This window comes from Streptomyces sp. NPDC037100, from assembly GCF_055606225.1.
Map to the genome: position 1 here is coordinate 341,419 of NZ_JBVJSX010000004.1, position 26,524 is coordinate 367,942.

General features: G+C 72.5%; 23 protein-coding genes and 1 pseudogene. 11 read left to right on the forward strand and 13 right to left on the reverse strand.

The features are described 5' to 3' along the window. The first annotated feature begins 15 nt into the window (after positions 1-15). Positions 16-1,440 carry a hypothetical protein gene (locus tag ACZ7EG_RS15795; protein ID WP_471077941.1) on the forward strand — a complete coding sequence of 475 codons (1,425 nt, stop codon included), beginning with the start codon at positions 16-18 and terminating at the stop codon, positions 1,438-1,440. A 10-nt stretch (positions 1,441-1,450) separates the two neighbouring features. On the opposite strand, the gene ACZ7EG_RS15800 is transcribed toward ACZ7EG_RS15795, so the two are convergent. The 3 genes from ACZ7EG_RS15800 to ACZ7EG_RS15810 all read right to left on the reverse strand — a co-directional run bounded on the left by ACZ7EG_RS15800 (position 1,451) and on the right by ACZ7EG_RS15810 (position 5,277). Next, positions 1,451-4,036, reverse strand: coding sequence for a bifunctional FO biosynthesis protein CofGH (locus ACZ7EG_RS15800; protein ID WP_471077944.1), 2,586 nt, complete (start codon positions 4,034-4,036; stop codon positions 1,451-1,453). 44 nt (positions 4,037-4,080) lie between these two features. Next, positions 4,081-4,287, reverse strand: coding sequence for a hypothetical protein (locus ACZ7EG_RS15805; RefSeq protein ID WP_471077947.1), 207 nt, complete (start codon positions 4,285-4,287; stop codon positions 4,081-4,083). A gap of 144 nt (positions 4,288-4,431) precedes the next feature. Beyond that, the gene (locus ACZ7EG_RS15810; protein WP_471077950.1) at positions 4,432-5,277 is read right to left on the reverse strand and encodes an LLM class F420-dependent oxidoreductase; all 846 of its coding nucleotides are present in this window, start codon (positions 5,275-5,277) and stop codon (positions 4,432-4,434) included. 193 nt (positions 5,278-5,470) lie between these two features. On the opposite strand from ACZ7EG_RS15810, the pseudogene ACZ7EG_RS15815 reads away from it, so the two are divergent. Together ACZ7EG_RS15815 and ACZ7EG_RS15820 are read left to right on the forward strand one after the other, a co-directional pair. Next, a pseudogene (locus ACZ7EG_RS15815) lies at positions 5,471-5,594 on the forward strand (DNA-binding response regulator); the annotation flags it as partial. Positions 5,595-5,755: 161 nt separating this feature from the next. Further along, complete coding sequence (locus ACZ7EG_RS15820) at positions 5,756-7,264, forward strand: CehA/McbA family metallohydrolase (protein ID WP_471077953.1); 1,509 nt, start codon at positions 5,756-5,758, stop codon at positions 7,262-7,264. Between the two features lie 6 nt (positions 7,265-7,270). Here ACZ7EG_RS15820 and ACZ7EG_RS15825 read toward each other — a convergent pair whose 3' ends face one another. Further along, positions 7,271-8,086 (reverse strand): endonuclease/exonuclease/phosphatase family protein, encoded by an 816-nt coding sequence (locus ACZ7EG_RS15825; RefSeq protein WP_471077956.1) that lies wholly within the window; start codon positions 8,084-8,086, stop codon positions 7,271-7,273. Positions 8,087-8,185: 99 nt separating this feature from the next. Here ACZ7EG_RS15825 and ACZ7EG_RS15830 point away from each other — a divergent pair, with 99 nt between their 5' ends. Next, positions 8,186-8,578 carry a nitroreductase/quinone reductase family protein gene (locus tag ACZ7EG_RS15830; RefSeq protein WP_471077959.1) on the forward strand — a complete coding sequence of 131 codons (393 nt, stop codon included), beginning with the start codon at positions 8,186-8,188 and terminating at the stop codon, positions 8,576-8,578. Positions 8,579-8,641: 63 nt separating this feature from the next. On the opposite strand, the gene ACZ7EG_RS15835 is transcribed toward ACZ7EG_RS15830, so the two are convergent. From ACZ7EG_RS15835 to ACZ7EG_RS15860, 6 genes are all read right to left on the reverse strand, one after another. Further along, positions 8,642-10,093: an aldehyde dehydrogenase family protein gene (locus tag ACZ7EG_RS15835; RefSeq protein WP_471077962.1), complete on the reverse strand. Its 1,452-nt coding sequence runs from the start codon at positions 10,091-10,093 to the stop codon at positions 8,642-8,644. Further along, entirely contained in the window at positions 10,090-11,820 is a 1,731-nt protein-coding gene (locus ACZ7EG_RS15840) for an N-acyl-D-amino-acid deacylase family protein (RefSeq protein ID WP_471077965.1), read from the reverse strand. The genes ACZ7EG_RS15835 and ACZ7EG_RS15840 overlap by 4 nt, the downstream gene beginning before the upstream one ends. A gap of 88 nt (positions 11,821-11,908) precedes the next feature. After that, positions 11,909-13,027 carry an LLM class flavin-dependent oxidoreductase gene (locus ACZ7EG_RS15845; protein ID WP_471077968.1) on the reverse strand — a complete coding sequence of 373 codons (1,119 nt, stop codon included), beginning with the start codon at positions 13,025-13,027 and terminating at the stop codon, positions 11,909-11,911. Positions 13,028-13,124: 97 nt separating this feature from the next. After that, the gene (locus ACZ7EG_RS15850; protein WP_471077971.1) at positions 13,125-13,895 is read right to left on the reverse strand and encodes an SDR family NAD(P)-dependent oxidoreductase; all 771 of its coding nucleotides are present in this window, start codon (positions 13,893-13,895) and stop codon (positions 13,125-13,127) included. 9 nt (positions 13,896-13,904) lie between these two features. Beyond that, positions 13,905-14,807: a TIGR03619 family F420-dependent LLM class oxidoreductase gene (locus ACZ7EG_RS15855; protein ID WP_471077974.1), complete on the reverse strand. Its 903-nt coding sequence runs from the start codon at positions 14,805-14,807 to the stop codon at positions 13,905-13,907. 14 nt (positions 14,808-14,821) lie between these two features. Next, positions 14,822-16,066 carry an amidohydrolase family protein gene (locus ACZ7EG_RS15860; protein WP_471077977.1) on the reverse strand — a complete coding sequence of 415 codons (1,245 nt, stop codon included), beginning with the start codon at positions 16,064-16,066 and terminating at the stop codon, positions 14,822-14,824. A 226-nt stretch (positions 16,067-16,292) separates the two neighbouring features. On the opposite strand from ACZ7EG_RS15860, the gene afsR reads away from it, so the two are divergent. Both afsR and ACZ7EG_RS15870 read left to right on the forward strand, forming a co-directional pair. Then, a complete protein-coding gene (afsR, locus tag ACZ7EG_RS15865; protein ID WP_471077980.1) occupies positions 16,293-19,340 on the forward strand; it encodes an SARP-family global regulator AfsR in 3,048 nt (1,015 codons plus the stop codon). Positions 19,341-19,567: 227 nt separating this feature from the next. Further along, complete coding sequence (locus tag ACZ7EG_RS15870; RefSeq protein WP_471077983.1) at positions 19,568-19,744, forward strand: hypothetical protein; 177 nt, start codon at positions 19,568-19,570, stop codon at positions 19,742-19,744. A gap of 85 nt (positions 19,745-19,829) precedes the next feature. On the opposite strand, the gene ACZ7EG_RS15875 is transcribed toward ACZ7EG_RS15870, so the two are convergent. Both ACZ7EG_RS15875 and ACZ7EG_RS15880 read right to left on the reverse strand, forming a co-directional pair. Then, a complete protein-coding gene (locus ACZ7EG_RS15875; RefSeq protein WP_471078804.1) occupies positions 19,830-20,159 on the reverse strand; it encodes a hypothetical protein in 330 nt (109 codons plus the stop codon). Between the two features lie 65 nt (positions 20,160-20,224). After that, positions 20,225-20,506: a hypothetical protein gene (locus ACZ7EG_RS15880; RefSeq protein ID WP_471077986.1), complete on the reverse strand. Its 282-nt coding sequence runs from the start codon at positions 20,504-20,506 to the stop codon at positions 20,225-20,227. Between the two features lie 117 nt (positions 20,507-20,623). Between ACZ7EG_RS15880 and ACZ7EG_RS15885 the strand changes: the two genes are divergently transcribed. Beyond that, complete coding sequence (locus ACZ7EG_RS15885; RefSeq protein WP_471077989.1) at positions 20,624-21,550, forward strand: SMP-30/gluconolactonase/LRE family protein; 927 nt, start codon at positions 20,624-20,626, stop codon at positions 21,548-21,550. On the opposite strand, the gene ACZ7EG_RS15890 is transcribed toward ACZ7EG_RS15885, so the two are convergent. Then, positions 21,516-23,147, reverse strand: a complete 1,632-nt coding sequence (locus ACZ7EG_RS15890; RefSeq protein WP_471077992.1) for a FadD3 family acyl-CoA ligase — start codon at positions 23,145-23,147, stop codon at positions 21,516-21,518. The genes ACZ7EG_RS15885 and ACZ7EG_RS15890 overlap by 35 nt on opposite strands. A 97-nt stretch (positions 23,148-23,244) precedes the next feature. Between ACZ7EG_RS15890 and ACZ7EG_RS15895 the strand changes: the two genes are divergently transcribed. From ACZ7EG_RS15895 to ACZ7EG_RS15910, 4 genes are all read left to right on the forward strand, one after another. Continuing rightward, a complete protein-coding gene (locus ACZ7EG_RS15895; RefSeq protein WP_471077996.1) occupies positions 23,245-24,405 on the forward strand; it encodes a lipid-transfer protein in 1,161 nt (386 codons plus the stop codon). A gap of 10 nt (positions 24,406-24,415) precedes the next feature. Further along, complete coding sequence (locus ACZ7EG_RS15900) at positions 24,416-24,829, forward strand: Zn-ribbon domain-containing OB-fold protein (protein WP_471077999.1); 414 nt, start codon at positions 24,416-24,418, stop codon at positions 24,827-24,829. Further along, entirely contained in the window at positions 24,826-25,599 is a 774-nt protein-coding gene (locus ACZ7EG_RS15905) for an enoyl-CoA hydratase/isomerase family protein (RefSeq protein WP_471078002.1), read from the forward strand. The genes ACZ7EG_RS15900 and ACZ7EG_RS15905 overlap by 4 nt, the downstream gene beginning before the upstream one ends. Positions 25,600-25,649: 50 nt before the next feature. After that, positions 25,650-26,524, forward strand: an 875-nt coding sequence (locus tag ACZ7EG_RS15910; RefSeq protein WP_471078807.1) for an alpha/beta hydrolase, incomplete at its 3' end; no start/stop codon positions are given.

Genomic DNA, 26,524 nt, shown 5'->3' on the forward strand with positions numbered 1-26,524 from the left:
GTTAGCATCCGGCATATGGGACAAACGGGATGGATGCGGCGGGGGCAGCGGCACTGGGCCTGGGGGCTGGCCGCCGTCGCCGCGGTCTGCTGCCTGTCCACGATCCTCGTCTTCGCGCCCGGCTACCTGAGTCCCGACAGCCTCGACCAGCTCCGCCAGGCCGAGGGCGAGAAGCCCCTGACCGACTGGCACCCGCCCGTGCTGAGCCTGGTGTGGCGGGCGCTCATCGCGGTCACCGGCTCGATCGCGTCCCTGCTGGTCCTGCAGTGCCTCGTCTTCTGGACGGCGCTGTGGGTACTGGCCAGGTGCGTGTGGCGGCTCACCGCGAGCCGGGGCGGTTCGCTCGCCGTGCTCGGCCTCGGACTGACTCCGTTCGTACTGACGTTCACCGGTGTGGTGTGGAAGGACGTGCACGCGGCGTTCGCGCTGCTCGCCGCCTGCGCGGTCGCCCTCACCGGCCTGCTGCTGCGCGACCGCGACCCCCGCCCCGCCGTGCGCTGGGGCCTGCTCTGGCTGGGCGTGCTGTTCCTCGCCTACGCCATGCTCGTGCGCAAGAACGCCTTCCTCGCCGCGATCCCCCTCTTCGTCATGCTGGTCCTCGCGCTGTGGGGTGCCCCCGGACGCCGTACGTGGGTGACGTGCACGGCGGCTCTCGCGGCCGGGCTCGTCGTGCCCGCCGCCGCCATCTCCCTGTTCGCCTCGCCGCTGCAGACCAAGCAGGGCGCGCAGATCATGCTCGACGACCTCGTCCATGTGCTGACCGCGGACGAGCTGCGCTCGGCGGACGTGTCACCCGCCCTGCGGGACCGGCTCGTGGCCTCCGCGCGGGAGTGCGAGCGCGTCGGCGCCCTCTCCGACGCCTACTGGGCCTGCTACCGGCGCCCGGCGGACGGGCTGCGCGGGGACTCGGGCGAGATCACTTCCCTGTGGCTGCGGGAGATGAGCGGGCACGTGCCGCGGTATCTCCAGTACCGCCTGCTGCTCTTCACGACCCTGCTGTTCGAGACCGACTACGCGTACAAGGCCGGGATCACCCGCAACGACCTGGGCGTCGAGGTGGCGCACCCCCGCCTGGAGGACATGCTCGGCAGCTACGTCAAGGGCGCGGCCCGGGACCTGCCGTGGCTGTTCCGCGGCTGGTTCTGGCTCGCCGTCGCGCTGGTGCTCACCCTTCGCCCCGGCACGGGCGCGTTCGCGATGCCCGTCCGGGCGCTGGGCATCAGCTCGGCGGCCTACATCCTCGGCTATCTGCCGATCATGCCCGCGACGGACTACCGCTACGTCTACTGGCCGGCGATCGCCTGCTCCCTCGGTCTCGTCCTGCTCCGGGCGGGCCGGGGCACGCCCGCCCCGCCGCCGGGGAAGCCCGGCGTCGCCGCCGGCCGCGCCGTGACGGCGCACCGGCCGGCGGACGCCGGAGAGGAGTCACCGGCCCGCTGATGCCTCCGCCTCAGTCGAGGACCGGCAGCAGCTCGGGCAGATGCCCGTCCGACGCCTCCGCCGCCCTCTGCCGCTCCTCGGGGACGTCCCCGTAGAGGGTGGTGCGGGCCTTGGCGGGACGCCCGGCCGCCTCCGCCACCGCGATGAGGTCCTTCACCGACTTGTACGACCCGTACGACGAGCCCGCCATGCGGGAGATGGTCTCCTCCATGAGCGTCCCGCCGACGTCGTTCGCGCCCGAGCGGAGCATCTCGGCCGCCCCTTCCGTGCCCAGCTTCACCCAGCTGGTCTGGATGTTGGGGATGTACGGGTGCAGCAGCAGCCGGGCCATGGCCGTGACCGCGCGGTTGTCCCGCATGGTCGGGCCCGGGCGGGCGATCCCCGCGAGGTAGACCGGGGCGTTGGTGTGCACGAACGGCAGCGTCACGAACTCGGTGAAGCCGCCCGTGCGCTGCTGGATGCCCGCGAGGGTGCGCAGGTGCCCGAGCCAGTGCCGGGGCTGGTCGACATGGCCGTACATCATCGTCGAGGACGAGCGGATGCCCAGCTCGTGGGCGGTGCTGACGACCTCGATCCAGTCGGCGGCGGGCAGCTTGCCCTTGGTGAGGATCCAGCGGACCTCGTCGTCGAGGATCTCGGCGGCCGTGCCCGGGATGGTGTCCAGGCCCGCCTCCTTGGCGGCGGTCAGCCACTCGCGGATCGACATGCCGGTGCGGGTCGCGCCGTTGACGACCTCCATCGGCGAGAAGGCGTGCACGTGCATGCCCGGGACGCGTTCCTTCACGGCCCGCGCGATGTCGAAGTAGGCCGTACCGGGCAGGTCCGGGTGGATGCCGCCCTGCATGCAGACCTCCACCGCGCCCACGTCCCACGCCTGCTGCGCCCGGTCGGCGACCTGGTCCAGGGAGAGGGTGTAGGCGTCGGCGTCCGTGCGGCGCTGGGCGAAGGCGCAGAAGCGGCAGCCGGTGTAGCAGACGTTGGTGAAGTTGATGTTGCGGGTGACGATGTAGGTGACGTCGTCGCCCACGGCCGACTTGCGCACGTCGTCGGCGACCCGGGCGAGGGCGTCCAGCGCCGGGCCGTCCGCGTGCAGCAGGGCCAGCGCCTCGTCGTCGGTGAGCCGCGTGGGGTCGTCGGCCGCCGTGCGCAGGGCCTCGCGCACGTCGGTGTCGATGCGCTCGGGTGCCATGCCCGGGGCGGCGGCCTCGCGCAGGGCGCCCCAGTCGCCGTACACCTCGTCGAAGTCGTCCCGGCGGTCCGAGGTACGGCCCTCGGTGTCGATGGAGCTGTGCAGGTCGGTGCGGCCGGACGCCGTGAAGACCTCCTCCGGCTCCTGCCACGGCAGGCCCTGCGGCAGGGCGTCGGGGCGGGCCAGGCCGGTCTCCGGGTCGGCCAGCGCGGCCACGTGCGGGCGCAGCCGCGGGTCCAGCCAGGGCTCGCCGCGCTTCACGAACTCCGGGTACACGCACAGGCGTTCGCGCAGCTCGAACCCGGCGGCCCTGGACTTCTCGGCGAGCTGCTCGATCTGCGGCCAGGGGCGCTCGGGGTTGACGTGGTCGATGGTGAGCGGGGAGACCCCGCCCCAGTCGTCGACGCCGGCGCCGATCAGCCGCTCGTACTCGTCGTCGACGAGGTTGGGCGGGGCCTGGATGTTGCCGCTCGGGCCCATGAGGAGGCGGGCGACGGCCACCGTGGCGACCAGTTCGTCCAGTTCCGCGTCGGGCATGCCGCGCATCGCGGTGTCCGGCTTGGCGCGGAAGTTCTGGATGATCAGTTCCTGGACGCCGTGGTAGGCGCGGGAGACCTTCCGCAGCGCGAACAGCGACTCGGCACGCTCCTCGTAGGTCTCGCCGATGCCTATGAGGACCCCGGAGGTGAAGGGGACGGAGGACCGTCCGGCGTCCTCCAGGACCCGCAGGCGGACGGCGGGTTCCTTGTCGGGGGAGCCGTGGTGGGGGCCGCCAGGCTCCGACCAGAGGCGGGTCGCGGTGGTCTCCAGCATCATGCCCATGCTGGGCGCGACCGGCTTCAGACGCTGGAAGTCGGTCCAGCTCATCACGCCCGGGTTCAGGTGCGGGAGCAGGCCCGTCTCCTCCAGGATGCGGATGGAGATCGCGCGGACGTAGGCGAGGGTGTCGTCGTAGCCGTGCGCGTCGAGCCACTCGCGCGCCTCGGGCCAGCGGTCCTCCGGCTTGTCGCCGAGGGTGATGAGGGCTTCCTTGCAGCCGAGGGCGGCGCCCTTGCGGGCGATGTCCAGCACCTCGTCGGGGGACATGAACATCCCGTGGCCCTCGCGGCGCAGCTTGCCCGGGACGGTGACGAACGTGCAGTAGTGGCACTTGTCCCGGCACAGCCGCGTCAGCGGGATGAAGACGCTCTTCGAGTACGTGATGACGCCCGGCCGCCCGGCCGCCGCCAGGCCCGCGTCCCGCACCCGGGCGGCGGAGGCCGACAGGTCCTCGAGCCGCTCACCCCTGGCCTGGAGCAGCACCGCCGCCTCGGCGACATCGAGCGAGACACCGTCCCTGGCCCGTTTCAGGGCACGACGCATGGAGTTGTCGGTCGGGCCGGTTCCGGAGGTCGCAGGAGTCGTCATCCTTCGAGCATACGAGTGCGCTGATCAGGCTCGGGAGAGCCCCGTCAGTGAAAGGCCAGCCACCCGATGCCCAGGGCCGAGGTGAGGCCCGCGGCGGCGACGGCGGCAGGTCTGTTGCGGTGCAGGGCGAACCAGACCAGCGCGGACGTCACCAGTACGGCCGTCGTACCGATCGCGGCACGCAGCAGCCCCTGGCTGTAGCCGTACTCCGTGAAGTGCCGCAGGAGCCAGGAAAACCAGGCAAGCCTCATGACGCTCTCTCCCCGTGAAGTCAGTGAGCCGGGCCCCTCACACCGTCCGGCGCGGTGGTCGGCCGCGCACCGGTGCCCTCCCGCCCGGTTGTTGACCCGCAGTTTAGTAGGGATCGCCAACCACCCTGCCGGGCAGGGGAGTTGTCAGAGGTACCCGGCGAGGCCGTCCAGGGTCTTGAGCACCTCCGCCTCACCCGCCGGGGGCAGCTGCACCACGACCTCCTCGATGCCCAGGCCGGCGTAGTGGGCGAGCTTGCCCGGGGTGGGGTGGACGGCGTAGGGGACGACCTGGAGGGCCTCGGGGTCGCGGCCGGCGTCGGCCCAGGCGGTGCGCAGGACCGGCAGCGTCTCGCCGAGACCCCGGCCGCCGATCGGCAGCCAGCCGTCGGCGTACTCGCTGATGTGGGCGAACAGCTTGGGGCCGGCGGCCCCGCCGACGAGCGTGCGCGGACCCACGACCGGACCGCGCGGCTTCCGCACGGGCTTGGGATGGGCATGGCTGGCCCGGACGCTGCCGAACTCCCCCTCGTACGCGACCGGTTCCTTCGACCACAGGGCCCGCATCAGCGCCATCCGGTCCCGGACCAGCTCACGCCGGGTGCTCCAGCGCACGCCGTGGTCGGCGGCCTCCTCGACGTTCCAGCCGAAGCCGAGCCCGAGGGTGAACCGGCCACCGGAGAGGTGGTCGAGGGTCGCGACCCGCTTGGCCAGGGCGATCGGGTCGTGCTGGGCGACGAGCGTGATGCCCGTGCCGAGCCCGAGCCGCCCGGTGACGGCGGCGGCCTGGCCGAGGGCCACGAACGGGTCCAGGGTGCGGCCGTACTCGGGGGGCAGCTCGCCGCCCGCCGGGTACGGGGTGGTCCGCTCGACGGGGATGTGGGTGTGCTCGGGCAGATACAGCCCGGCGAAACCGCGCTCCTCCAGTTCCCGGGCGAGCCGGGTGGGGGTGATCGTCTCGTCGGTGAGGAAGATCGTCACGGCGATGCGCATGACGTATCTGTACCGGAGGGCGGCCCGACTGTCGATACCGACCGGTCGGACTTTCAGGTGAAGGCCGCGAGGGCCGCGTAGCCGGCACCGGCCTCGGCACCGGCCCACAGGACGGCCCGGCCTCGACACCGGCCCACAGGAGGGCGGCGGCCGCGCTGCAGGGGGCGATGCGGTGGTAGGGCAGACGGGTGGCACCCGCCAGGCTCGGGGCGAGGGTGCGGACCATCCCCCGAGGGTTATCACCCTGACGACCTTCGACCTCGACGAGTACGTTCTACGGCGCCCTCGCGGCCGGGGCCGACGGGTTCCTGCTGAAGCACACGGGCCCCACCCTCTGACCCACGCGGCCTGTTCCCCTGCTGCCCGCCGTCCAATTCCCCTCTCTTGCACGCCTGTTCACCGCTGACTACAAGGGTGCACAACGCACCACCCCGCACCACCCGTGCCACGTCGCCGACGACACCTGGGGAGCAGCAGCATGTGCGAGGACAGCCACGGCGGGTTCGGCCGGCGCGCTCTGTTCATGACGGGAGCGGCGGCCGCGCTTACCTTGGGAAGCGTGAGCTTCGCCGCAGCGGCCGACGGGGACCGGGAGAGCAGGACCGTGCGCGGCACGCTGCCGCCCGGCTCCCCGGACTTCGTCTACGTACCCGTCGAGGTCCCGGCCGGTGTCCGGGAGCTGAAGGTCGCCTACACCTACGACCGGCCGTCCGTCCCGGCCGGCACCATGGGCAACGCCCTCGACATCGGCGTCTTCGACGAGCGCGGCACCGAGCTCGGCGGCCGGGGCTTCCGGGGCTGGTCGGGCGGGGCGCGCACCGAGTTCTTCATCCGCGCGGACGAAGCGACGCCCGGCTACCTCCCGGGCCCGGTGCGCGAGGGCACCTGGCACATCGCGCTCGGCCCGTACACGGTCGCGCCGCAGGGCCTGTCGTACGAGCTCACGATCACGCTGACGTACGGGGAGCCGGGCGAGGCGACCGAGCCGGTGTATCCGCCGGAGCGGGCGAAGGGGCGGGGCCGGGCCTGGTACCGGGGCGACTGCCATCTGCACTCCTGGCACTCCGACGGCCGCCGCACCCCCGCCGAGATCGGGGAACTGGCCCGGGCGGCCGGCCTGGACTTCATCAACTCCTCCGAGCACAACACACACTCCGCGCACGCCCACTGGGCCGACGTGGCCGGGGACGACCTGCTGGTCATGCTGGGCGAGGAGATCACCACCCGCAACGGGCACGTCGTCGCACTCGGCACCGACCCGGGCACCTTCGTCGACTGGCGCTACCGGGCCCGCGACAACCGTTTCGGCCGGTTCGCCCGGCAGATCCGCCGCGCCGGCGGCCTGGTCGTCCCGGCCCACCCGCACGCCACCTGCGTCGGCTGCAACTGGAAGTTCGGCTTCGCCGAGGCGGACGCCGTGGAGGTGTGGAACGGCCCCTACACGCCCGACGACGAGGTGGCACTCGCCGACTGGGACAGCATGCTCGTGGCGTCCGTGCGGGACGGGCGCGGCTGGCTCCCCGCGATGGGCAGCAGCGACGCCCACCGCTCCCCGGACACGGTGGGCAGCCCCCAGACGGTCGTCCTGGCCGACGACCTGACCCGGGAGGCGATCCAGGAGGGCATCCGGGCGGGACGGTCCTACATCGCCGAGTCCGCGCGCGTCGCACTGTCCTTCCGGGTGTCCGGCGGACGCGGCGAGCACGCGGGCATCGGCGAGCGGCTCGCCGTGGGCCGCGACACCCCCGTCACCGTCCGCCTGGAGGTCACCGGCGCCCCGCGCTGCACGGTCCGCCTGGTCACCGACCAGGGCGTCCTCCACACCAGCGCCCCGCTGCCGGTCTCCGGCTCGGGCATCGTCGAGTGGCGCACGACACCGTCGTACGCGGCGTACGTACGGGCGGAACTGCGGCACGAGGCGGCGGCGGGGCCGCTCCCCGGCCCGCTGGCGGCGTTCACCAACCCGGTCTTCCTGGGGCGCGATTAGGCGGTGTCAGTCCGCCAGGTCGGCGACGACCGCCGCGTGGTCGGAGGGCCACACCCCGTCGACCGGGCCGTCGCAGGCCCGCCGTACGTCCTGTACGCGGCCGAGTCCGTCGGGGCCGGGCGGGCCCACGTGGATGTAGTCGATGCGCGCGCCGGGCTCCCAGGTGCGTGCCACGTAGGGATTGGCCGGTTCCCAGGTCACGGAGGGGGCGGCCGGGTCGGCGTACTCCCAGGCGTCCAGGAGGACCTGGCCGGGCACGGCCGGGGCGGTCTTGCAGCCGCCGAGGAGGCGGACCTCGTCGGAATCGGGCCAGGCGTTGAGGTCGCCGGTGACGACGGGCGGGAAGGGGGTGTCGCCGCGGTGCCGGGCGACGAAGGCAGCGAGTGCCGCGGCCTGGCCGCAGCGGACCGCCGAAGCGGCCGGTGCGGAGGTGAAGTGGGCGGTGAAGAAGGGGACTTCGTGACCGGGGGCGGCCAGGCGGGCGTAGAGGGCCAGGCGGCCGTCGTCCGTGTCGGCCGGGGCGGGCAGCGGCAGCACGTCCTGGTCGAGGACCGGCCAGCGGCTCAGCACGGCGTTGCCTATACCGACCGTCGGGTCCCCGATCCGCCGCTGCCAGCGTTCGGGGGCGGGCGAGGCGCCCCAGGCGCAGTGCAGGCCCAGCTCACCGGCGAGCCACTCGGCGAGGTTCTCGCCGTCGGCCGCCCACACCTCCTGCAGTCCGACGACGTCGGGCCGCAACTCCCGCAGGGCCGTGAGGATCGCCTTCTGCCGCGTCTGCCACGGCCCGAAGCGCCACCACAGGTTCCAGGTCACGACCCGCATCCGCAGCCACCCGCTCTCCTCGTTGCCGCGTGGGGGATCATTGAAGCAGGATCCCTTGCAGAAACCGTGAGCGCTTCGTGCGAAGGAGACCCGCAGACGATGTCCCGCCGCACCGACCTGAGGTTCCGCGCGACCACAGCCTTCCAGCGCCGACTCAACCCGCTCCTGCGCCGCCTTCCCCTCCAGACGGTCCTGGAGACGACGGGCCGCGTCTCGGGGCTGCCCCGCCGGACGCCGGTGGGCGGGCGGCGCGTCGGCGGCTCCTTCTGGCTGGTGTCGGAGTTCGGCGAACGGTCGCAGTACGTACGCAACATCAAGGCCGATCCGCGGGTGCGGGTGCGGATCCGCGGGCGCTGGCACGAGGGCACCGCGCATCTGATGCCGCAGGACGACCCGGTGGCGCGGCTGCGGAGGCTGCCCCGGGTCAACAGCCTGGGGGTGCGGGCCCTCGGGACGAACCTGCTGACCGTACGGGTGGACCTGGACGCCTGAGGGGTCCTTTCACAGTGAGCGCGCGACCCGGACGGGGCATGGTGAAAGGACGGCTGAGGGGCGTCAGCCCGGCCACACGATGGCCTGTACCTCGCTGTAGGCGTGCAACGCGTACGAGCCGACGTCCCGGCCGACGCCGCTCTGCTTGAACCCGCCGAAGGGCGCCTCCATGTTGCGGCCGACGGTGTTCACGCCCACCCCGCCGGCCCGCAGCCGCCGCGCCACCCGGAAGGCCCGGGCCACGTCGCCCGACCAGACATAGTCGATGAGCCCGTAGTCGGTGTCGTTGGCGAGCGCGATGCCCTCCTCCTCGTCGTCGAAGGGGACGACGGCCACCACCGGCCCGAAGATCTCCTCGCGGACCACGCGCATGTCGTTGGTGCAGTCCGCCAGGAGGGTCGGCGCGACGTAGAAGCCGGTCGGCAGGTCCGGGCGCTCGCCGCCCGCCACCACCACCGCGCCCTCCTTGCGGCCCAGTTCGACGTACGACTCCACGCGGTCCCGGTGCGCCGCCGAGATCACCGGCCCGACCACGGTGTCCGGCTCCCGCGGATCCCCGACCTTCAACCGGCCTGCGTAAGCGGCCAGTTGCTCCACCAGCCGGTCGTGGATCCCGCGTTGCGCCAGCACCCGCGTCGGTGCCGTGCAGATCTGCCCGCTGTAGAAGGAGAAGGTGGTGCCGATCCCGGCGACGGCCGAGGCCAGGTCGGCGTCGTCGAAGACGACCGCCGCGCCCTTCCCGCCCAGCTCCATCAACTGCCGTTTCATGCCCCGCCCGCACACCTCGGCGATGCGCCGTCCGACGGCCGTGGAGCCGGTGAAGCTGACCATGTCGACGTCCGGCGAGTCCACGGCCGCCTCGCCCACCTCGGTGCGCGAGCCGCTGACGACGTTCACCACACCCGGCGGGACGCCCGCCTCCTCCAGCGCCTCGGCCATCCGGTAGACCGCCAGCGGATCCTGCGGGGCGGGCTTCACCACGACCGTGTTGCCCATGGCCAGGGCGGGGGCGACCTTCCCGGCCGGGTTGGCCCAGGGGTTGTTGTACGAGGTGATGCAGGTGACGACCCCGACGGGCTGCCGGACGGCCAGAGCGCCCATCACGCCGGCCTTCCCCATCGGCCCGGCCTCGTTGATCTGCGGCGGGATCGGCCACTCGGCGGGCTCCACGCGCGCGTAGCGCCGGAAGCGGGCGGCGGCGACCCCGACCTGCAGGGCGCGTGCGGTGCCGAGGGTCGCTCCGGTCTCGGCCCGGGCCAGCTCCGCGTACTCCTTCAGCCGGCCGGCGATGATCCCCGCCGCCCGTCCGAGGATGGCCGCCCGCTCCTCGGGTGGGGTGCGCGACCACGGCCCGAAGGCCTCGCGGGCCGCGGCGCAGGCCGCGAGCACCTGATCCCGCGAGGCCTCCGGCGCCCACCCGACGGTCTCCTCGCTCGCCGGGTCGGTCACCTCGTAGTGGCCGCCGTCCGGCTCCACCCGGGAGCCGCCGACGAACAGCGACTGGCGTGCCGTCACCTCGTGCTCACCGTCTCGGTGTCCCGCCCGGAGCGGAGCACCCGGCCCGGTACGGCCCCGGTCACCACGTCGTCCCGGATCGCCTCGACGCCGTTGACCCACACGGCCCGCACACCCAGTGCCCGGGAGTCCAGCCGCGGGCTGTCACCCGGCAGGTCGTGCACCAGGGTGGCCGGGCCCGCGTCGATCCGCTCCGGGTCGAGCAGGACCAGGTCCGCATGCCAGCCCTCCCGCACCTGCCCCCGCTCCCGCAGCCCGAAGAGCCGGGCCGGGTCGTCGGTCAGCATCTTCACGGCCTGCTCCAGACCGACCAGCTTCCGGCCCCGCAGACAGTCCCCGATGAACCGGGTCGTGTACGGCGCCCCGCACATCCGGTCCAGATGGGCGCCCGCGTCGGACCCGCCGAGCAGCACGTCCTCGTGCTGCCAGGTCTCGGCCCGCAGCGCCCATGACGCCGGGTCGTTGTCGGTCGGCATGGGCCACAGCACCGTGCGCAGTCCGTCGTTGGCGCAGATCTCCACCAGGCACGCGAAGGGATCCTGCCCGCGTTCCTCGGCGATGTCGTTCACCACGCGCCCGGTCAGTCCGGCGTTCGCCTCGCTGTAGGTGTCGCCGATGACGTACCGCCCGAAGTTCGACAGCCGCCGGAAGACCCCCGCCTCCTTGGACCGGGCCCGCCGCAGCAGCTCGGCCCGCACGTCCGGATCCCGCAGCCGCTCGATCCGCTCCGGCACGGGCAGGGCGAGCACCGGCCCCCATCCGGGTATCAGGTTGAGCGCGCAGAAGGTCCCCAGCGACATGTTCATCGGCGTGAGGATCGGCATGGTCAGCGCCACGACCCTGCCGCCGGCCTTCCGCGCCTGCTCGCTCGCGAGCAGCTGCCGGGGCACGCGTTCGGGAACGGCCGCGTCGATCGTCAGCACGTTCCAGTTCAGCGGCCGGCCCGCCACCGCGCTCATCTCCACGAACAGATCGATCTCCGCGTCGCTGAACTGGTCAAGACAGCCCGCGACGATCGCCTCGATCTGCGTGCCCTCGCACTCCCCGACGGCCCGCGACAGCGCCAGGAGCTCGGCCGGCTGGGCGTGCCGCGAGGCGACGGGCTGTCCGTCCCCGTCGGAGTGACTGCTCGACTGGGTCGTGGACAGGCCCCAGGCCCCGGCGTCCATGGCCTCCCGCAGCAGCCGCACCATCGCGGCGAGCTGCTCCTGACTCGGCTGTCCGCCCACGGCCTCCGGCCCCATCACGTACCGTCGCAGCGCACAATGCCCCACCATGAAACCGGCGTTGACCGCGATCCGCCCCTCCAGGGCGTCCAGATACTCCCCGAAGGAATGCCAGCTCCAGGGCGCCCCCTCCTCCAGCGCCACCAGCGCCATGCCCTCGACCCTGGACATCATCCGCCGCGTGTAGTCGGCGTCCTCGGGCCGGTCGGGATGCAGCGGCGCGAGCGTGAAACCGCAGTTCCCCCCGGCGACGGTGGTGACCCCGTGGTTGAGCGAGGGCGTGGCGTACGGGTCCCAGAAGAGCTGCGCGTCGTAGTGGGTGTGGGGGTCGACGAAGCCGGGGGTGAGGACGAGACCGGTGGCGTCCTCGGTGGTGCGGGCTTCCTCGGTGACGGTGCCGATGACGGCGATCCGACCGCCGCGGATACCGACGTCGGCAGTGCGGGCCGGGGCGCCCGTGCCGTCCACGACGGTGGCGCCCTTGATGACGTGATCGAGCATGGGTGTTCAACTCCCTCGGGTCGATTGCCTGAGGGGCGCGGGAAACTGCGCGATCAGCCACACACCACCCGCACCCGCCGACGAACGCTCAACCACCCCGCCGGAACCGCGAAGTCCGATGAACAGGATCCGTATCGATCTTGGGAATCACGTACTCCCCGACCAGCCGGAGCGTCTGCAGCGTCTCCTCCTTCGGCACCCCCACCGGCAGCCCGAAGCTCAGCTGATCGGCCCCGGCCTGTTCCCACCGCTCGCACTGCCGCAGCACCTCGTCCGGATCCCCGCAGATCAGCAGCTCCTCCTCGATCAGGACCTCGACGAGCTCCTCGGTGTACTCCGGCAGCGTCTCCGGCCACACCGGGAACCCCTCGGGCCGCGGGAACGTGTCGTGGTACCGGAACACCAGCGAGGGCAGATAGTGCAGCCCTCCGCTCGCCGCGATCCGCACGGCCTCCGCGTGGGTCGGCGCGCAGATCGCCGTGGTCGTCACCATCACGTTGTCGTTCACGAAGTCCCCGACGGGCTCGGCGTCCACGATCGCCGTCTTGTACTGCTCCAGCACCCACTCCATGTCGGAGACCTTCTGCACGCTGAAGCCGAGTACGCCGAGCCCCTTCTTCGCGGCCATGGCGTACGACGGCGGCGACCCGGCCGCGTACCACATCGCCGGGTGCGACCCGCCGTACGGCTTCGGCAGGATCTTGCGCGGCGGCAGCGACCAGTGCTTGCCCTGGAAGCCCTGGTACTCGTCCTGGAGCCACATCTTGGGGAACTCGGCGATGGTCTCCTCCCAGAGCTCCTTGGTGTGGTTCATGTCGGTCACCCCCGGCATGAACCCGAGGATCTCGTGCGACCCGGCACCCCGGCCGCTGCCGAACTCGAAGCGGTTGCCGCTGAGGTGGTCGAGCATGGCGACCTTCTCGGCGACCTTCACCGGGTGGTTGACCGGGGCGAGCGGGTTGAAGATCCCCGAACCCAGGTGGATCCGCTCGGTCGCGTGCGCCAGGTATCCGAGGAAGACGTCGTTGGCGGAGAGGTGCGAGTACTCGTCCAGGAAGTGATGTTCGGAGGCCCAGGCGTACTTGAAGCCGGACTTGTCCGCCTGGATGACGTACTCGGTCTCCTCCATCAGCGCCTTGTGCTCGGCGAGCGGGTCGGTCTCGGCCCGTTTGCCGACGTATCCCTGAACGAAGATGCCGAATTCCAAGGAGGTTCACCGCCCCACGGTCAGTTCTGACGCTACGTCAGATTTATGGCTCCGACTGTTCCACCGGCCTCCGGGAGCGTCAATACCTGATGGAGTGTCAGGTGACGCTGACCCCGGCCAGCCACCCGCCGTCGATCACGAACGGCTGTCCCGTGATGTACGAGGAGTCCTCCGAGGTCAGGAACAGCGCGAGCCTCGCCACCTCCTCGGGCCGCCCGACCCTGCCCAGCGGCACGAGCTTGCGGTACAGCCGGTCGAGCCCCTTCGCCGCCCTCTCCGGATCGGCGTCCGGGTCGAGCCGGGCCGGGTTGGCCATCGCGGTGTCGATCGCCCCCGGGCAGACGGCGTTGACCCGTATCCCCCGCCCCGCCAGCTCCAGGGCGGCGACCCGGGTCAGACCCACCACGGCGTGCTTGGTCGCCGCGTAGGAGCCCACCGCGGCCATCCCGGTCAGGCCCGTGCAGGAGGCGGTGTTGACGATGGTGCCCCCGTCGGCCATCTCCGGGGCGACCGCCTTGATGCCGAGGAGACAGCCCACCTGGTTGACCTGCACGACCTGCATGAACTCGTCGAGGGGTGTGTCGAGGAGGGAGTTGAAGCGCAGGATCCCGGCGTTGTTGACGAGCCCGTCGACATGGCCGTACGCGTCCTTGGCGACGGTGACGGCGGCCTGCCAGTCGTCCTCCCGGCTCACGTCCAGATGGACGTACCGCGCGCCGATCTCCTTCGCGAGAGCCTCGCCCTGATCGTCGAGGACGTCCGCGACGACCACCCGTGCACCCTCGGCCGCGAACAGCCGCGCCTCCTGTTCGCCCTGGCCGCGTGCGGCGCCGGTGACGATCACGACTCGTCCGTCGAGCTTGCCCATGGGGTCTCCTCACAGCTCGGGGGCGACCTCGGCGCCGAACGCCGCGATCTGGTCGGTGAGTTCGTCGCGGCTCCGGCTGCGGAACCGCACCTGGATCTGATGCACGCCCATCGCCCGGTACGCCCGCAGCGACTCGGCGAGCTGCTGCGGCCCACCGGTGACGGTCCGGCGCCCCACCTCCCACCGGGGCGTGCCCACGTACAGCGGCTCGGTGATGGCGCCCACGGTGAACGGGCCCTGCGCGCCCGCCTGCTCGCGCAGCTCCCTGATACGGCCGATCCGCGCGGGCAGCAGGTCCCGCGGATCCCCCTGCGGGAGCCAGCCGTCACCCTTGAGCGCGGCCCGGCGCACGGCGGCGGGCGAGGAGCCCCCGACCCACAGGGGAACCGGGTCCTGCGCCGGACGGGGCCGCTGCCCGAGCCCCTCGAAGTCGTACAGCTTGCCGTGGTGCTCGGGGAACTCGTCGGGGCCGAGGGCGGCGCGCAGGGCGTCGATCGACTCGTCCAGCACGGCCCCGCGCCGGCGGAAGTCGACGCCCAGGGCCTCGAACTCCTCCTGGACGTGCCCGGCGCCGACCCCGAGGATCAGGCGACCGCTCGAAAGATGATCGAGGGTGGCGTACTGCTTGGCGGTGAGCAGGGGGTGCCGCAGCGCGACGACCGCGACATGGCTGAGCAGCCGGACGCGTTCGGTGGCGGCGGCCAGGAAGGCGAGGGTGGCGACGGGGTCGTACCAGACGGTGCTCATCGCGGCGGCGAGCCGGCGGGGGATGCCGACGTGATCACAGCCGGCCAGGTAGTCGAACCCGGCCCGGTCGGCGGCGCGGGCGATCTCCAGCAGGTCGTCCGGCCCGGCCTCCGCCTCCCAGCCCTCCGCGTAGAGGGTGCTCTGCGACTGGACGGGCAGCTGCATCCCGTACCGCAGCCTCACCTCGCACCACCGCCGCCCGGCCACAGCCCCTCGGCCGTCAGCCCGAGCAGTTCGATGGCGTTCCCGCGCACGATCCGCTCGACCACGTCGGGCTCCAGGTGCCCCATCTGCGCCTCGCCGACCTCGCGGGACTTGGGCCAGGTGGAGTCGGAGTGGGGGTAGTCGGTCTCGTAGAGGACGTTGCCGACGCCGATGGAGTCGAGGTTGCGCAGCCCGAAGGCGTCGTCGAAGAAGCAGCCGTGGACGTGCTCGGCGAACAGCTCGGACGGCGGCCGGTGCACCTTGTCGGCGACGCCGCCCCAGCCGCGGTTCTCCTCCCACACCACGTCGGCCCGTTCCAGGATGTAGGGGATCCAGCCGATCTGGCCCTCGGCGTACATGACCTTGAGGTTCGGGAACTGCTCGAACTTGCCGCTCATCAGCCAGTCGACCATGGAGAAGCAGCAGTTGGCGTACGTGATGGTGGAGCCGACGGCGGGCGGGGCGTCCGCGGAGGTGGAGGGCATGCGGCTGCTGGAGCCGATGTGCATGGCGACGACCGTGCCGGTCTCGTCGCAGGCTTCGAGGAAGGGGTCCCAGCCGTCGGTGTGGATGGAGGGCAGCCCGAGGAAGGGCGGTATCTCGGAGAAGGCGACGGCACGCACCCCGCGGGCGGCGTTGCGCCGGACCTCCGCCGCCGCCAGTTCGGCGTCCCACAGGGGGATGAGGGGCAGGGGTATGAGCCGCCCGTGCGCGTCCGGGCCGCACCACTCCTCCACCATCCAGTCGTTGTAGGCCCGGACACAGAGCAGGCCCAGCTCGTGGTCCTTCGCCTCGGTGAAGGTCTGGCCGCAAAAGCGCGGGAACGTGGGGAAGCACAGGGCGGACTGGACGTGGTTGACGTCCATGTCGGCGAGCCGCGCGGTGACGTCGTAGGAGCCGGGCCGCATCTGCTCGTAGGTGATGACCTCCAGCCGGATCTCGTCCCTGTCGTACCCGACGGCGGTGTCGAGCCGGGTCAGGGGCCGGCGCAGATCCTCGTAGACCCACCAGTCCCCGACGGGACCGTCGTCCCCGGGCTGTCCCATGACCGGCTTGAAGCGCCCTCCGAGAAAGGTCATTTCCTTCACGGGGGCCCGGACGATCCGCGGCCCGACGCCCTTGTACTTCTCCGGAAGCCGGTCCTGCCAGACGCTCGCGGGCTCCACGGTGTGGTCGTCCACGGAGATGATCAGCGGAAAGGTGCTGTCGTGGGTGTCCATGGCGCTCACGGTAGCGCTGATCTGACGGGGCGTCAGCTATGTGGACCGGGGCCGGTTCCGGCCGAGATGGCGCGATGCGCACGGTGCGCCCGGGCGCATGCGAAGAGATTGTGCAGACCTGGTGGACTCCCCCGAGCCGCCCTGTGATCGGCGTCTCCCACGGCTGACGTATCCGCCGCCAACAAGGCAAACTGGCCTGGTTGCTCGGGATGTCTAGGGGGACTGCATGGACGGTGTACCGAACGGTGTGCCGCGCGTACCGGAGCAGCGGAGTCCAGACTCCACGCCGGAGCCGGCGATGACCACCGGGCCGGCCGGACCGGCGGAGGCCGCGGCCCTGCGTTTCGGCGTGCTCGGCCCCGTGCGCGCCTGGCGTGGCGACGAGCCCGTCAGCACCGGCTCCCCCCAGCAACGCGCACTGCTCGCCGCCCTGTTGCTGCGCGAGGGCCGGACGGCCACGGCCGCGGAGCTGATCGACGCCCTGTGGGGCGACGAACCGCCTTCGCAGGCGCTGGCAGCGGTACGGACGTACGCCTCCCGCCTGCGCAAGGTGTTCGGCTCCGGCGGCGAGGCAGGCCGGCCGGGCGGCACCGGGGCCACCGCCACCGCCGTCCTGGTCAGCGAGTCCGGCGGCTACGCGGTCCGCGACCTCGCCGAGGGCGCCCTGGACCTCACCGTCGCCCAGGACCTGGCGACGGAGGCGGAGAAGGCCCGCTCCGCCGGCGACCTCTGCCACGCCCGCGCCACTCTGCGCCGCGCCCTCGCCCTGTGGGACGGGGAGACCCTGGCCGGAGTGCCCGGCCCCTACGCGGAGGCCCAGCGCGTCCGACTGGAGGAGTGGCGGCTCCAGCTCCTCGAATCCCGCCTGGACATGGACCTGGAGCAGGGCTGCCACGCCGAGGCCGTGTCCGAGCTCACCGCCCTCACCGCGGCCCATCCGCTCCGGGAGCGACTCCGCGAACTCCTGATGCTGGCGCTCTACCGCAGCGGCCGCCAGGCCGAGGCCCTGGCCGTCTACGCCGACACCCGCCGTCTCCTCGCCGACGAACTCGGCGTGGACCCGCGCCCCGGCCTGAGCGAGCTGCAGCAGCGGATCCTCCGGGCCGACCCGTCACTGGCGGAACCCTCCTCCCCGGCGCCCGAGCCGGCTTCCGTCCCGGTCCGTCCGGCACAACTGCCCGCCACTGTCCCGGACTTCACCGGCCGCTCCGCCTTCGTACGCGAACTCGGCGAGATCCTGGCCTCGGCCGAGGGCCGGGTCATGGCGGTCTCCGCCCTCGCGGGCATCGGCGGCGTCGGCAAGACGACCCTCGCGGTGCACGTGGCGCACCAGGCCCGCGCGGCGTTCCCGGACGGGCAGCTGTACGTCGACCTCCAGGGCGCGGGGGCCCGGGCGGCGGAACCGGAGACGGTCCTCGGCTCCTTCCTGCGCGCCCTCGGCACGGCCGACTCGGCGATCCCCGACTCCCTCGAGGAACGCGCGGCCCTCTACCGCTCGGTCCTGGCCGGACGCCGGGTGCTGGTCCTGCTGGACAACGCCCGCGACGCCGCCCAGGTACGCCCCCTGCTGCCCGGCACGGACGGCTGCGCCGCGCTGGTCACCTCCCGGGTGCGGATGGTGGGCCTGGCGGGTGCCCACCTGATCGACCTCGACGTGATGTCTCCGGACGAGGCGCTGGCGCTGTTCACGAAGATCGTGGGCGAGGAGCGGGTGGCGTCCGAGCGGAAGGCCGCCCTGGACGTGGTGGCCGCCTGCGGTTTCCTGCCGCTGGCGATCCGCATCGCGGCGTCCCGCCTGGCGGCCCGCCGCACCTGGACGGTGTCGGTCCTCGCGGCGAAGCTCGCCGACGAACGCCGCCGCCTGGACGAACTCCAGGCCGGTGACCTGGCCGTCAAGGCCACCTTCGAACTCGGCTACGGCCAGCTGGAGCCCGCCCAGGCCCGGGCGTTCCGCCTGCTGGGCCTCGCGGACGGCCCCGACATCTCCCTCCCCGCCGCCGCGGCGGTCCTGGACCTGCCCGTCGAGGACACGGAGGACCTCCTGGAGTCCCTCGTGGACACCTCCCTCCTCGAATCGGCGGCCCCCGGCCGCTACCGCTTCCACGACCTGGTGCGGCTCTACGCGCGTGCCTGCGCGGAACGGGACGAACTGCCCCCGAGCGAACGCGGGTCGGCGCTGTCCCGGCTGCTGGACTTCTATCTGGCGTCCGCGGCCGGGGTGTACGCGATCGAGCGGCCGGGCGACCGGCTGGTCAATCATCTGGAGCCGACGTCGTACCCGGGGCTGCGGTTCGACGACCGGCACGCGGCGCAGGACTGGCTGTACGCGGAGGCCATGTGCCTGCTCGCGTGCGCACGGCAGTCCGCGGGGCGGCCGGAGAGCCTCCCCCGGGCCATCGACATGCTGTGGGCCGCGCACGACCTCTCCGAGTCGGGGGCCAACTCCCGGGAGTACGAGGCGACGGCCGGGGCGCTCGTCGGCGCGGCCCGCTCGCACGGCCTCGGGCGGGCGGAGGCACGGGCGCTGATGACGCTCGTCAACGTCCACCACGTGAGCGGCCGTTTCGAACGGGCCGAGGAGGAGGCGGAGCGGGCCATCCTGCTCGCCCAGGAGGCCGACGACCTGCTCCCCGTCTGCTGGGCCCGCAACGCCCGCGGCATCATCGCGCTGTACCAGAACCGGCACACGGACGGCGAGGAGCACCTCTCCCGGGCCATCGAGCACTTCCGGGCCCTGGGCGACCGCCCCGGCGAGGCCGCCGCGCTCTGCAACCTCTCCCGGATCCATCTCGCGACCGGGCGCACCCAGAGCGCTGTCGCACTGGCCCAGGAGGGCATCGACATCTACGACGGCATGGGCAACTCCATGCGCGGCGCGAACGCCCGCTACGCCCTCGGGCTGGCCCTCACCCAGAGCGGGGAGCTGCGCAACGCCGCCGACCGGCTCCAGGAGGCGCTGGAGGTCTTCCGCGACAGCAGGCAGCGCCTCTGGGAGGGCATGAGCCTGTTCCGACTGGCCGAGGTGGATCTCGCCGCCCGGCGTGCGGCGCGGGCCGCCGCGAACGCCGAGATGGCGCTCACGGTGCTGCGCGGGATCGGCGGGGAGTGGCGGAGGGGCAATGTCCTCACCGTCCTCGGGCGGGCGCTCAGCGGCATCGGCCAGACCGGCCGGGCCCAGGTCTGCTGGCAGGAAGCGGCCGTGATCTACGAGGGGCTGGGCTCGCCCGAGGCGGCCGAGGTGCGGGCGCTGCTGTCCCCGGTGCAGGCGGCCTGAGGGGTCTTCGGGGCGTCGTCGGGGCGTTCATCATTCGTTTATCGCCTCCCGCCATGATGGACGCAGTCGATCCGTCGCGTCGGGGGGCAGACGGGTCGCCGCACGGGCCTCGCCCTGATGTTCCGGGGTGAGCGGCCCGGGTGGGCCCGTCCGGCCATCCTCGGGGGAGTGACCGGGCGGGCCCGCCGACCTCACTGCTTGATCCACGCCAAGGGGAGTTGACGATCATGGGCGACGAGCTCAAGCCGCAGGACCTGCACGCCACGGACGAGCCGCTGGGGAACAAGGACCTGCTCACCACGGACGAAGGCGCCGTCAAGCCGCAGGACCTGCACGCCACGGACGAGCCGCTGGAGACGAAGGACCTGCACGCCACGTCGGAGCCCTTCAAGCCGACGAAGTAAGCCACCGGTACACGGGGATCGGCCGCGGCGGCGCGGAGGGGGAGCCGTCGCGGCCGAGGTGTGTCCGCGGGCAGACGGCGTCACGTCAGAGTGGAACGACCCGCACGCCCGGCCCGCACAGCTTCCCCATGTCGTCCTCGTCGGACGTGAAGAGCACCACGCCTGCGGGCTGTCGGCTCGCGATCACGGCCAGGGCCGCGTCGATCGCGTACTTGTGGCCGTGCAGGCCGGTGTCCTGGAGCAGGGTGACAGCCGCCTCGGCGACCTCCCGGGTCACGGGCTCCACGACGACACGCGACATCGCCCATGCCCAGGCAGCCCGTTTCACCCGGCCGTGGTACGCCTCGATCAGCGTCATCGAGCTGGTCACGACGCGGATGCCGGAACGGTGCGCGTCCTTGAGCCGCGCGAGCATCACCCGGTCGCCCAGAGCGACCCGGGACAACGCTTCGCAGTCCAGCAGATAGCAGGACGGCACCACTAGCTCGCCCTCCGGTGTCGCTCGTCGGCCGCCCCCGGGCCCTGCTCGGTGAAGTGGCGCTCGAACTCCCTGCGCTCGGCCTCCGCCGAGGCGAGCTCATCCTCGGTGACGGGGCCGTGCTCCTCCTCCAGCCAGGTGACCAGTTCTCCCAGCCGGTCCTGCTCGCGCTGGCGCTCTATGGCCCGTGTGACATAGGCACTGAAGCCGCCGGACCCGACCTCCTGCCGGATCTCCTCGGCGAGCTCCTCCGGCAGCGTCACGGTGTACTTCTTCGTTGCCATACCACTTACCATACCGTCCGGGGGTGCCGTCGGCCCGGCAGAGTGCGCCGCTGGTTCCGGCGCGCGATAGTGGACCCGCGCAGATCACCCGTCGGCCCGATCCCGAAGGCGGCCCCCATGCCCGGCGAGCAGCCCCATCTCTACGAGACCCTCGACGAGCGGTTCCGGACGGGCAGGTGTCAGGCGGGGGACTCGCGGCTGGAGATCCTTTACGAGGGGTGCCGGTGGGCCGAGGGGCCGGTGTACGTGCCCGCCGGGCGGTATCTCGTGTGGAGCGACATCCCCAACGACCGGCTGCTGCGCTGGGACGAGACCACCGGGGCCGTCGGGGTGTTCCGCTCCCCCGCCGGCTACCCGAACGGCAGCACCCTGGACGGCCAGGGCCGTCTCGTCACCTGCGAGCAGGGCAACCGGCGGGTGACCCGGACCGAGCACGACGGCTCGGTCACCGTGATCGCCGAGCGGTTCCGGGGCAAGCGGCTCAACAGCCCGAACGACGCCGTCGTGAAGTCGGACGGGTCGGTGTGGTTCTCCGACCCCGAGTTCGGGATCGCCACCGACTACGAGGGGCATCGCGCCGAGAGCGAGATCGGGGCCCGGAACGTCTACCGCGTCGATCCCGTGAGCGGCGAGGTGCGGCTGGTCGCGGACGGGTTCCAGGGGCCCAACGGGCTGGTCTTCTCACCGGACGAGCGGCGGCTGTACGTGTCGGACAGCGTCGCCAACCACATCCGCGTCTTCGACGTCGGCGAGGACGGCACCGCCCTGTCCGGCGGCGATGTCTTCGCCGCGTGCTCCAACGGCACCTTCGACAACATCCGGTTCGACGACGAGGGGCGGCTCTGGGCCGCCGCCATGGACGGGGGCGTGCACTGCTACGACCCCGACGGCACGCTGATCGGCCGCATCCTGGTGCCCGGCACCGTCGCCAACGTCCGGTTCGGCGGTGCCCGGCGCAACCGCCTGTTCATCGCCGCCGACACCACCCTGTACTCCCTGATGATGTCGGTCACCGGAACCCCGGCCCTGCCGCTCGGCCGGTGACCGCGTCCCGCAGGGCGCCCTTCACGACCTTCCCGCTCGCGTTGCGCGGCAGCTCCGCGACGAACGCGACGCTTCTCGGGACCTTGTAGTTCGCCATCTCCCTGCGGGACCAGGCGATCAGGTCGTCGGCGGTCAGCAGGGCGCCGGGGCGCCGTACGACGTAGGCCCGGCCGACCTCCCCCAGCCGGGCGTCCGGTACGCCGATCACCGCCACGTCGGCCACGTCCGGGTGGAGGCCCAGGAGCTGCTCTATCTCGGCCGGGTAGGCGTTGAAGCCGCCGACGATGAACATGTCCTTGAGGCGGTCGGTGATGCGCAGGTTGCCCGCCGCGTCCAGGACGCCGATGTCGCCGGTGCGCAGCCAGCCGTCCTCCGACAGCACCTCGGCGGTGGCCTGCTCGTCCTCGTAGTAGCCGGTCATGACGTGGAAGCCGCGCACCAGGACCTCGCCCGGCACGCCGGGGTCCAGGGGCCGGCCCTCGGGGTCCACGACCCGTAGCTGCGTGCCGGGGATGGCCCGGCCCGACGTGGACGCGATCACCGTCGGGTCGTCGCCGCGACGGCACATCGTGACGACACCGCTCGCCTCGGAGAGGCCGTAGGCGGTGAGGACCGTGCCGATGCCGAGTTCGGTGCGCAGGCGCTCCACCAGGCGGAGGGGCACGACCGCCGCTCCCGTCACCACCAGGCGGAGGGCGGAGAGGTCGTGGGCGTCCCGGGCGGGGTGGTCGAGGAGGGACTGGAGGAGGGTCGGGGGGCCGGGGAGTACGGAGACCCGCTCGGCGGCGATGTTGGCCAGGACCGTGGTCACGTCGAACACCGGCTGGGGGATCATCGTCGCGCCCCGCATCAGGCAGGCGATCACCCCGGCCTTGTAGCCGAAGGTGTGGAAGAAGGGGTTGACGATCAGGTAGCGGTCGCCCCGGGTGAGGCCCGCCAGGTCGCTCCAGATGTCGTAGGCGCGCAGCGTCTGGTCGTGGGTGATGACCGCGCCCTTGGGGCGGCCGGTCGTACCCGAGGTGAAGATGATGTCCGAGGGCCAGGACCCCTGTACGGCGCCGGACCTCTCCCGCACGTCCGCCGTCCCCACCCCTTCCCCCGCGGCCAGGAAGTCCTTCCAGGTCAGGAAGTCCGCCGGGGCGTCCCCGGAGAGGACGACCGCGTGCTTCAGGGCGGGCAGGCCGGGCAGGGGGCCGGCGCCCGGGCCGTCCCCCGCCGCCCTGCGCAGGGACGCCACGTACGAGGTGCCGAGGAACGTGCCGGTCACGAACAGCAGTCGGGCGCCGCTGCGGCGCAGGACGTCCGCCGCCTCGGCGCCCTTGAAGCGGGTGTTCAGCGGGACGAGCACGGCACCCGCCGAGACCGCGCCCAGGGCGCCGACGATCCAGTCGAGCGAGTTCGGGGCCCAGATGGCGACCCGGTCGCCCGGCTCCACGCCGGTCGCCAGGCAGGCCGCCGCCGCGCGCTCCACACGTGCGGCCAGTTCCGCGTAGGTGACGCGGGTGCGGCCCTCGACGACGGCCTCGATGTCCGCGTAGCGCTCGGCCGCCGTCCTGACCAGGTCCGGAACGCTTCCCCATGCCGTATCCGCTCGCACAGCGCGCCTCCCGACGACGTAGGAGCTGACTGTCCGTCAGATTATCTGTAATCTGACGACCTGTCAGCGACCGTTCGGGCCCGGAGGTGCGCGCAGCATGGCAGCAGGATCGGGAGGCCTCAAGGACGCCACCGCTCTCGTCGGCATAGGCCAGACGCCCTTCGCCAAACGGCTCCCGGAGGACGAACGCACCCTCGCCTGCCGTGCCGTTCTGGCCGCGCTCGACGACGCCGGAATCGCGCCCGGCGAGGTCGACGCCCTCGCCTCCTACACCATGGAGGAGACCGACGAGGTGGAGCTGGCGAAGGCGTGCGGCTTCGGCGACCTCACGTTCTTCAGCAAGGTCGGCTTCGGGGGCGGGGGTTCGTGCGCCACCGTCGCCCATCTCGCCGCCGCCATCGCCGCCGGGCAGGCGAGCGTCGGGGTGGCCTGGCGCTCCCGCAAGCGGGGCAGCGGGCCGCGGCCCTGGACCAACACCACCGTCCAGCTCCCGACCCCGGCCCAGTGGACCCGGCCGTTCGGGCTGCTGCGCCCCGCCGACGAGATCGCGATGCTCACCCGCCGCTACATGCACGAGTACGGCGCCACCCGCGACCACCTGTTCAACGTCGCCCTGGCCTGCCGCAACCGGGCCAACCAGAACCCCGCCGCGATCATGTACGAACGGCCCCTCACCCGCGAGATGTACATGACCTCCCGCTGGATCAGCGAGCCGCTCTGCCTCTTCGACAACTGCCTGGAGACCGACGGGGCGCTGGCGTGTGTCGTGGTCTCCGCCGAGCGGGCCCGCGACTGCCGGCGCAGGCCCGTGTACGTCCATTCCGCCGCCCAGTCGCTCCCGGCCCAGCACCACGGCATGGTCAACTACTGGAACGACGACCCCCTCACCGGCCCCGCCTGGAGTGCCGCCCGGCACCTGTGGAAACACTCCGACCTGGCCCCCGAGGACGTCGACGTCGCCCAGATCTACGACGCCTTCACGCCCCTGGTGCTGCTCTCCCTGGAGGGCTACGGCTTCTGCGGGCGGGGCGAGGGCGGGGCGTTCACCGAGGGCGGGGCGCTGGAGACCGGCGGGCTGCTGCCGCTGAACACCGGCGGGGGCGGGCTGTCCGAGGCCTACGTCCACGGCTTCAACCTCATCAACGAAGGGGTCAGGCAACTGCGCGGCACCAGCACCGCGCAGGTCCCGGGCGCCTCCGCCTGTCTGGTCACGGCGGGCGAGGGGGTCCCGACCTCCGCCCTGCTGCTGAGGAGTTGAGGAGCTTTTGATGCTGCGTCCCGTCCCCGACACCGACGGCGCCCCCTTCTGGGAGTACGCCGCACAGGGCGAACTCCGCGTCCAGGCCTGCGCCTCATGCGGCGAGTTCCGCTTCCCGCCCCGGCCCTGCTGCCCGCACTGCCAGTCCTTCGAGAGCGAGTGGCGGCCGGTGTCCGGCCGGGGCCGGGTCTGGTCGTACGTCGTCGCCCATCCGCCGCTGCTGCCCGACTACGCGGCGCAGGCGCCGTACAACGTGGTCGTCGTCGAGCTGGACGAGGCGCCCCGCATCCGGCTGGTGGGCAATCTGGTCGCCGGGGCCGGACAGCCCCTCGGCTCCCTGCCGCCGGAGAGCGTCCGCATCGGTGCCCGGGTGCGGGCCGTCTTCCACGACGGGCTTCCCCAGTGGGTCCTGGAGCGGTCATGAGCAGCGTGCTCGTGGAGGCCGACCGGGACAGCGCGGTCGCCGTGGTGACGCTGAACCGGCCCGGGCGGCTCAACGCCATCGACCTCGCCATGGCCGACGAACTTGCCTCCACCTGGGACGCGTTGCGGTTCGACGACTGCGTGCGGGCGATCGTCCTCACCGGGGCCGGGGAGCGTGCCTTCTGCACCGGGATCGACCGGGACACCGTCGTCCCGCAGCCCGACTCGCCGTACGCGCAGGACGATCCGCTGCTCGGCATCGGGCCGAAGGCGAACGACCTGTGGAAGCCGGTCGTCGCCGCCGTGCACGGCATGGCCTGCGGAGGAGCCTTCTACCTCCTCGGCGAGGCGGAGTTCGTCGTCGCCGACACCACCGCCTCCTTCTTCGACCCGCACACCACCTACGGCATGGTCAGCGCCTACGAGTCGGTGCTCATGGCGCAGCGCATGCCGTACGGGGAGGTCGCGCGGATGGCGTTGATGGGGACGGCGGAGCGGATCTCGGCCCGGCGGGCGTACGAGACCGGGCTGGTGTCGGAACTCGTCGCGGAGGGAGAGGCGTTGGGGGCGGCGACCGCCTGCGCCGCCGTCCTCGCGGGGTATCCGACCGAGGCCGTGCAGGGGACCGTGCGGGCCCTGTGGTCCGCGAGCGAGGCGGGCCGGGCGCAGGGGCTCGCACAGGCACCGCATCTCATCGCACTCGGGAACGCGGCGGGCGAGCGGCAGGCCCGGCTGTTCGCGGGGCGGTCGCGGGAGTACCGGTTGCGGTAGGAAATCGTTTCCCCCTACACGCGTATGCTCGGGGCGTGGTTGAGCATCGGATGATCGACGTCAATGGCATACAACTGCACATCGCGGAGCAGGGCGAGGGCCCGCTCGTGGTGCTGCTGCACGGTTTCCCGGAGTCCTGGCACTCCTGGCGGCACCAGTTCGGTCCACTGGCCGAGGCCGGTTTCCGGGTGGTCGCGCCCGACCAGCGGGGGTACGGCGGCAGCGACCGCCCCGAGGACGTGGCCGCGTACAGCATCCTCCACCTGGTGGGGGACGTGGTCGGGCTGGTCCACGCGCTGGGCGAGGAGCGGGCGTTCGTCGTCGGGCACGACTGGGGCGCCCCGGTGGCCTGGCACACCGCGCTGCTGCGGCCGGACGTGGTGCGCGGGGTGGCCGGGCTGAGCGTGCCGCCGCCGTTCCGTGGCAGCCGGCCCCCGCTGGAGGCCATGCAGGAGCGGTTCGAGGGCCGCTTCTACTGGAACTACTTCAACCGGCCCGGGGCCGCGGAGGCCGAGTTCGCCGCCGACCCCCGCACGGCGCTGCGCAAGCTGCTGTACTCCACCTCCGGTGACGCGCCGGGCGCCGGGCGCCCCGAGCAGGCCCTGGTCGACCCGGAGCGCGGCTGGCTCGCGGACGCGCCAAACCCCGAGGTGCTGCCCGCGTGGCTCACCGAGGGCGACCTCGACATGCTCACCGAGAGCTTCGAGCCGGGCTTCACCGGCGCCCTCAACTGGTACCGCAACCTGGACCGCAACTGGGAGCTGACCGCCCCCTGGCAGGACGCGGTCGTGTCCCCGCCCGCGCTGTACATGTACGGCGACCGGGACCTGGTGCCGGCCTTCCCGGGCACGCCCGAACTGATCGAGCGACTGCCCGACCTGATGCCGAACCTGCGCCGCAAGCCGCTCGTGCTGCCGGGCTGCGG

Excerpts from the sequence above, each read along its gene's own strand:
- ACZ7EG_RS15795 (WP_471077941.1), top strand. The coding sequence starts at position 16 with ATGGGACAAACGGGATGGATGCGGCGGGGGCAGCGGCACTGGGCCTGG.
- ACZ7EG_RS15800 (WP_471077944.1), bottom strand. The coding sequence starts at position 4,036 with ATGACGACTCCTGCGACCTCCGGAACCGGCCCGACCGACAACTCCATG.
- ACZ7EG_RS15805 (WP_471077947.1), bottom strand. The coding sequence starts at position 4,287 with ATGAGGCTTGCCTGGTTTTCCTGGCTCCTGCGGCACTTCACGGAGTAC.
- ACZ7EG_RS15810 (WP_471077950.1), bottom strand. The coding sequence starts at position 5,277 with ATGCGCATCGCCGTGACGATCTTCCTCACCGACGAGACGATCACCCCC.
- ACZ7EG_RS15820 (WP_471077953.1), top strand. The coding sequence starts at position 5,756 with ATGTGCGAGGACAGCCACGGCGGGTTCGGCCGGCGCGCTCTGTTCATG.
- ACZ7EG_RS15825 (WP_471077956.1), bottom strand. The coding sequence starts at position 8,086 with ATGCGGGTCGTGACCTGGAACCTGTGGTGGCGCTTCGGGCCGTGGCAG.
- ACZ7EG_RS15830 (WP_471077959.1), top strand. The coding sequence starts at position 8,186 with ATGTCCCGCCGCACCGACCTGAGGTTCCGCGCGACCACAGCCTTCCAG.
- ACZ7EG_RS15840 (WP_471077965.1), bottom strand. The coding sequence starts at position 11,820 with ATGCTCGATCACGTCATCAAGGGCGCCACCGTCGTGGACGGCACGGGC.
- ACZ7EG_RS15850 (WP_471077971.1), bottom strand. The coding sequence starts at position 13,895 with ATGGGCAAGCTCGACGGACGAGTCGTGATCGTCACCGGCGCCGCACGC.
- ACZ7EG_RS15855 (WP_471077974.1), bottom strand. The coding sequence starts at position 14,807 with ATGCAGCTGCCCGTCCAGTCGCAGAGCACCCTCTACGCGGAGGGCTGG.
- ACZ7EG_RS15860 (WP_471077977.1), bottom strand. The coding sequence starts at position 16,066 with ATGGACACCCACGACAGCACCTTTCCGCTGATCATCTCCGTGGACGAC.
- afsR (WP_471077980.1), top strand. The coding sequence starts at position 16,293 with ATGGACGGTGTACCGAACGGTGTGCCGCGCGTACCGGAGCAGCGGAGT.
- ACZ7EG_RS15870 (WP_471077983.1), top strand. The coding sequence starts at position 19,568 with ATGGGCGACGAGCTCAAGCCGCAGGACCTGCACGCCACGGACGAGCCG.
- ACZ7EG_RS15875 (WP_471078804.1), bottom strand. The coding sequence starts at position 20,159 with ATGCTCGCGCGGCTCAAGGACGCGCACCGTTCCGGCATCCGCGTCGTG.
- ACZ7EG_RS15880 (WP_471077986.1), bottom strand. The coding sequence starts at position 20,506 with ATGGCAACGAAGAAGTACACCGTGACGCTGCCGGAGGAGCTCGCCGAG.
- ACZ7EG_RS15885 (WP_471077989.1), top strand. The coding sequence starts at position 20,624 with ATGCCCGGCGAGCAGCCCCATCTCTACGAGACCCTCGACGAGCGGTTC.
- ACZ7EG_RS15895 (WP_471077996.1), top strand. The coding sequence starts at position 23,245 with ATGGCAGCAGGATCGGGAGGCCTCAAGGACGCCACCGCTCTCGTCGGC.
- ACZ7EG_RS15900 (WP_471077999.1), top strand. The coding sequence starts at position 24,416 with ATGCTGCGTCCCGTCCCCGACACCGACGGCGCCCCCTTCTGGGAGTAC.
- ACZ7EG_RS15905 (WP_471078002.1), top strand. The coding sequence starts at position 24,826 with ATGAGCAGCGTGCTCGTGGAGGCCGACCGGGACAGCGCGGTCGCCGTG.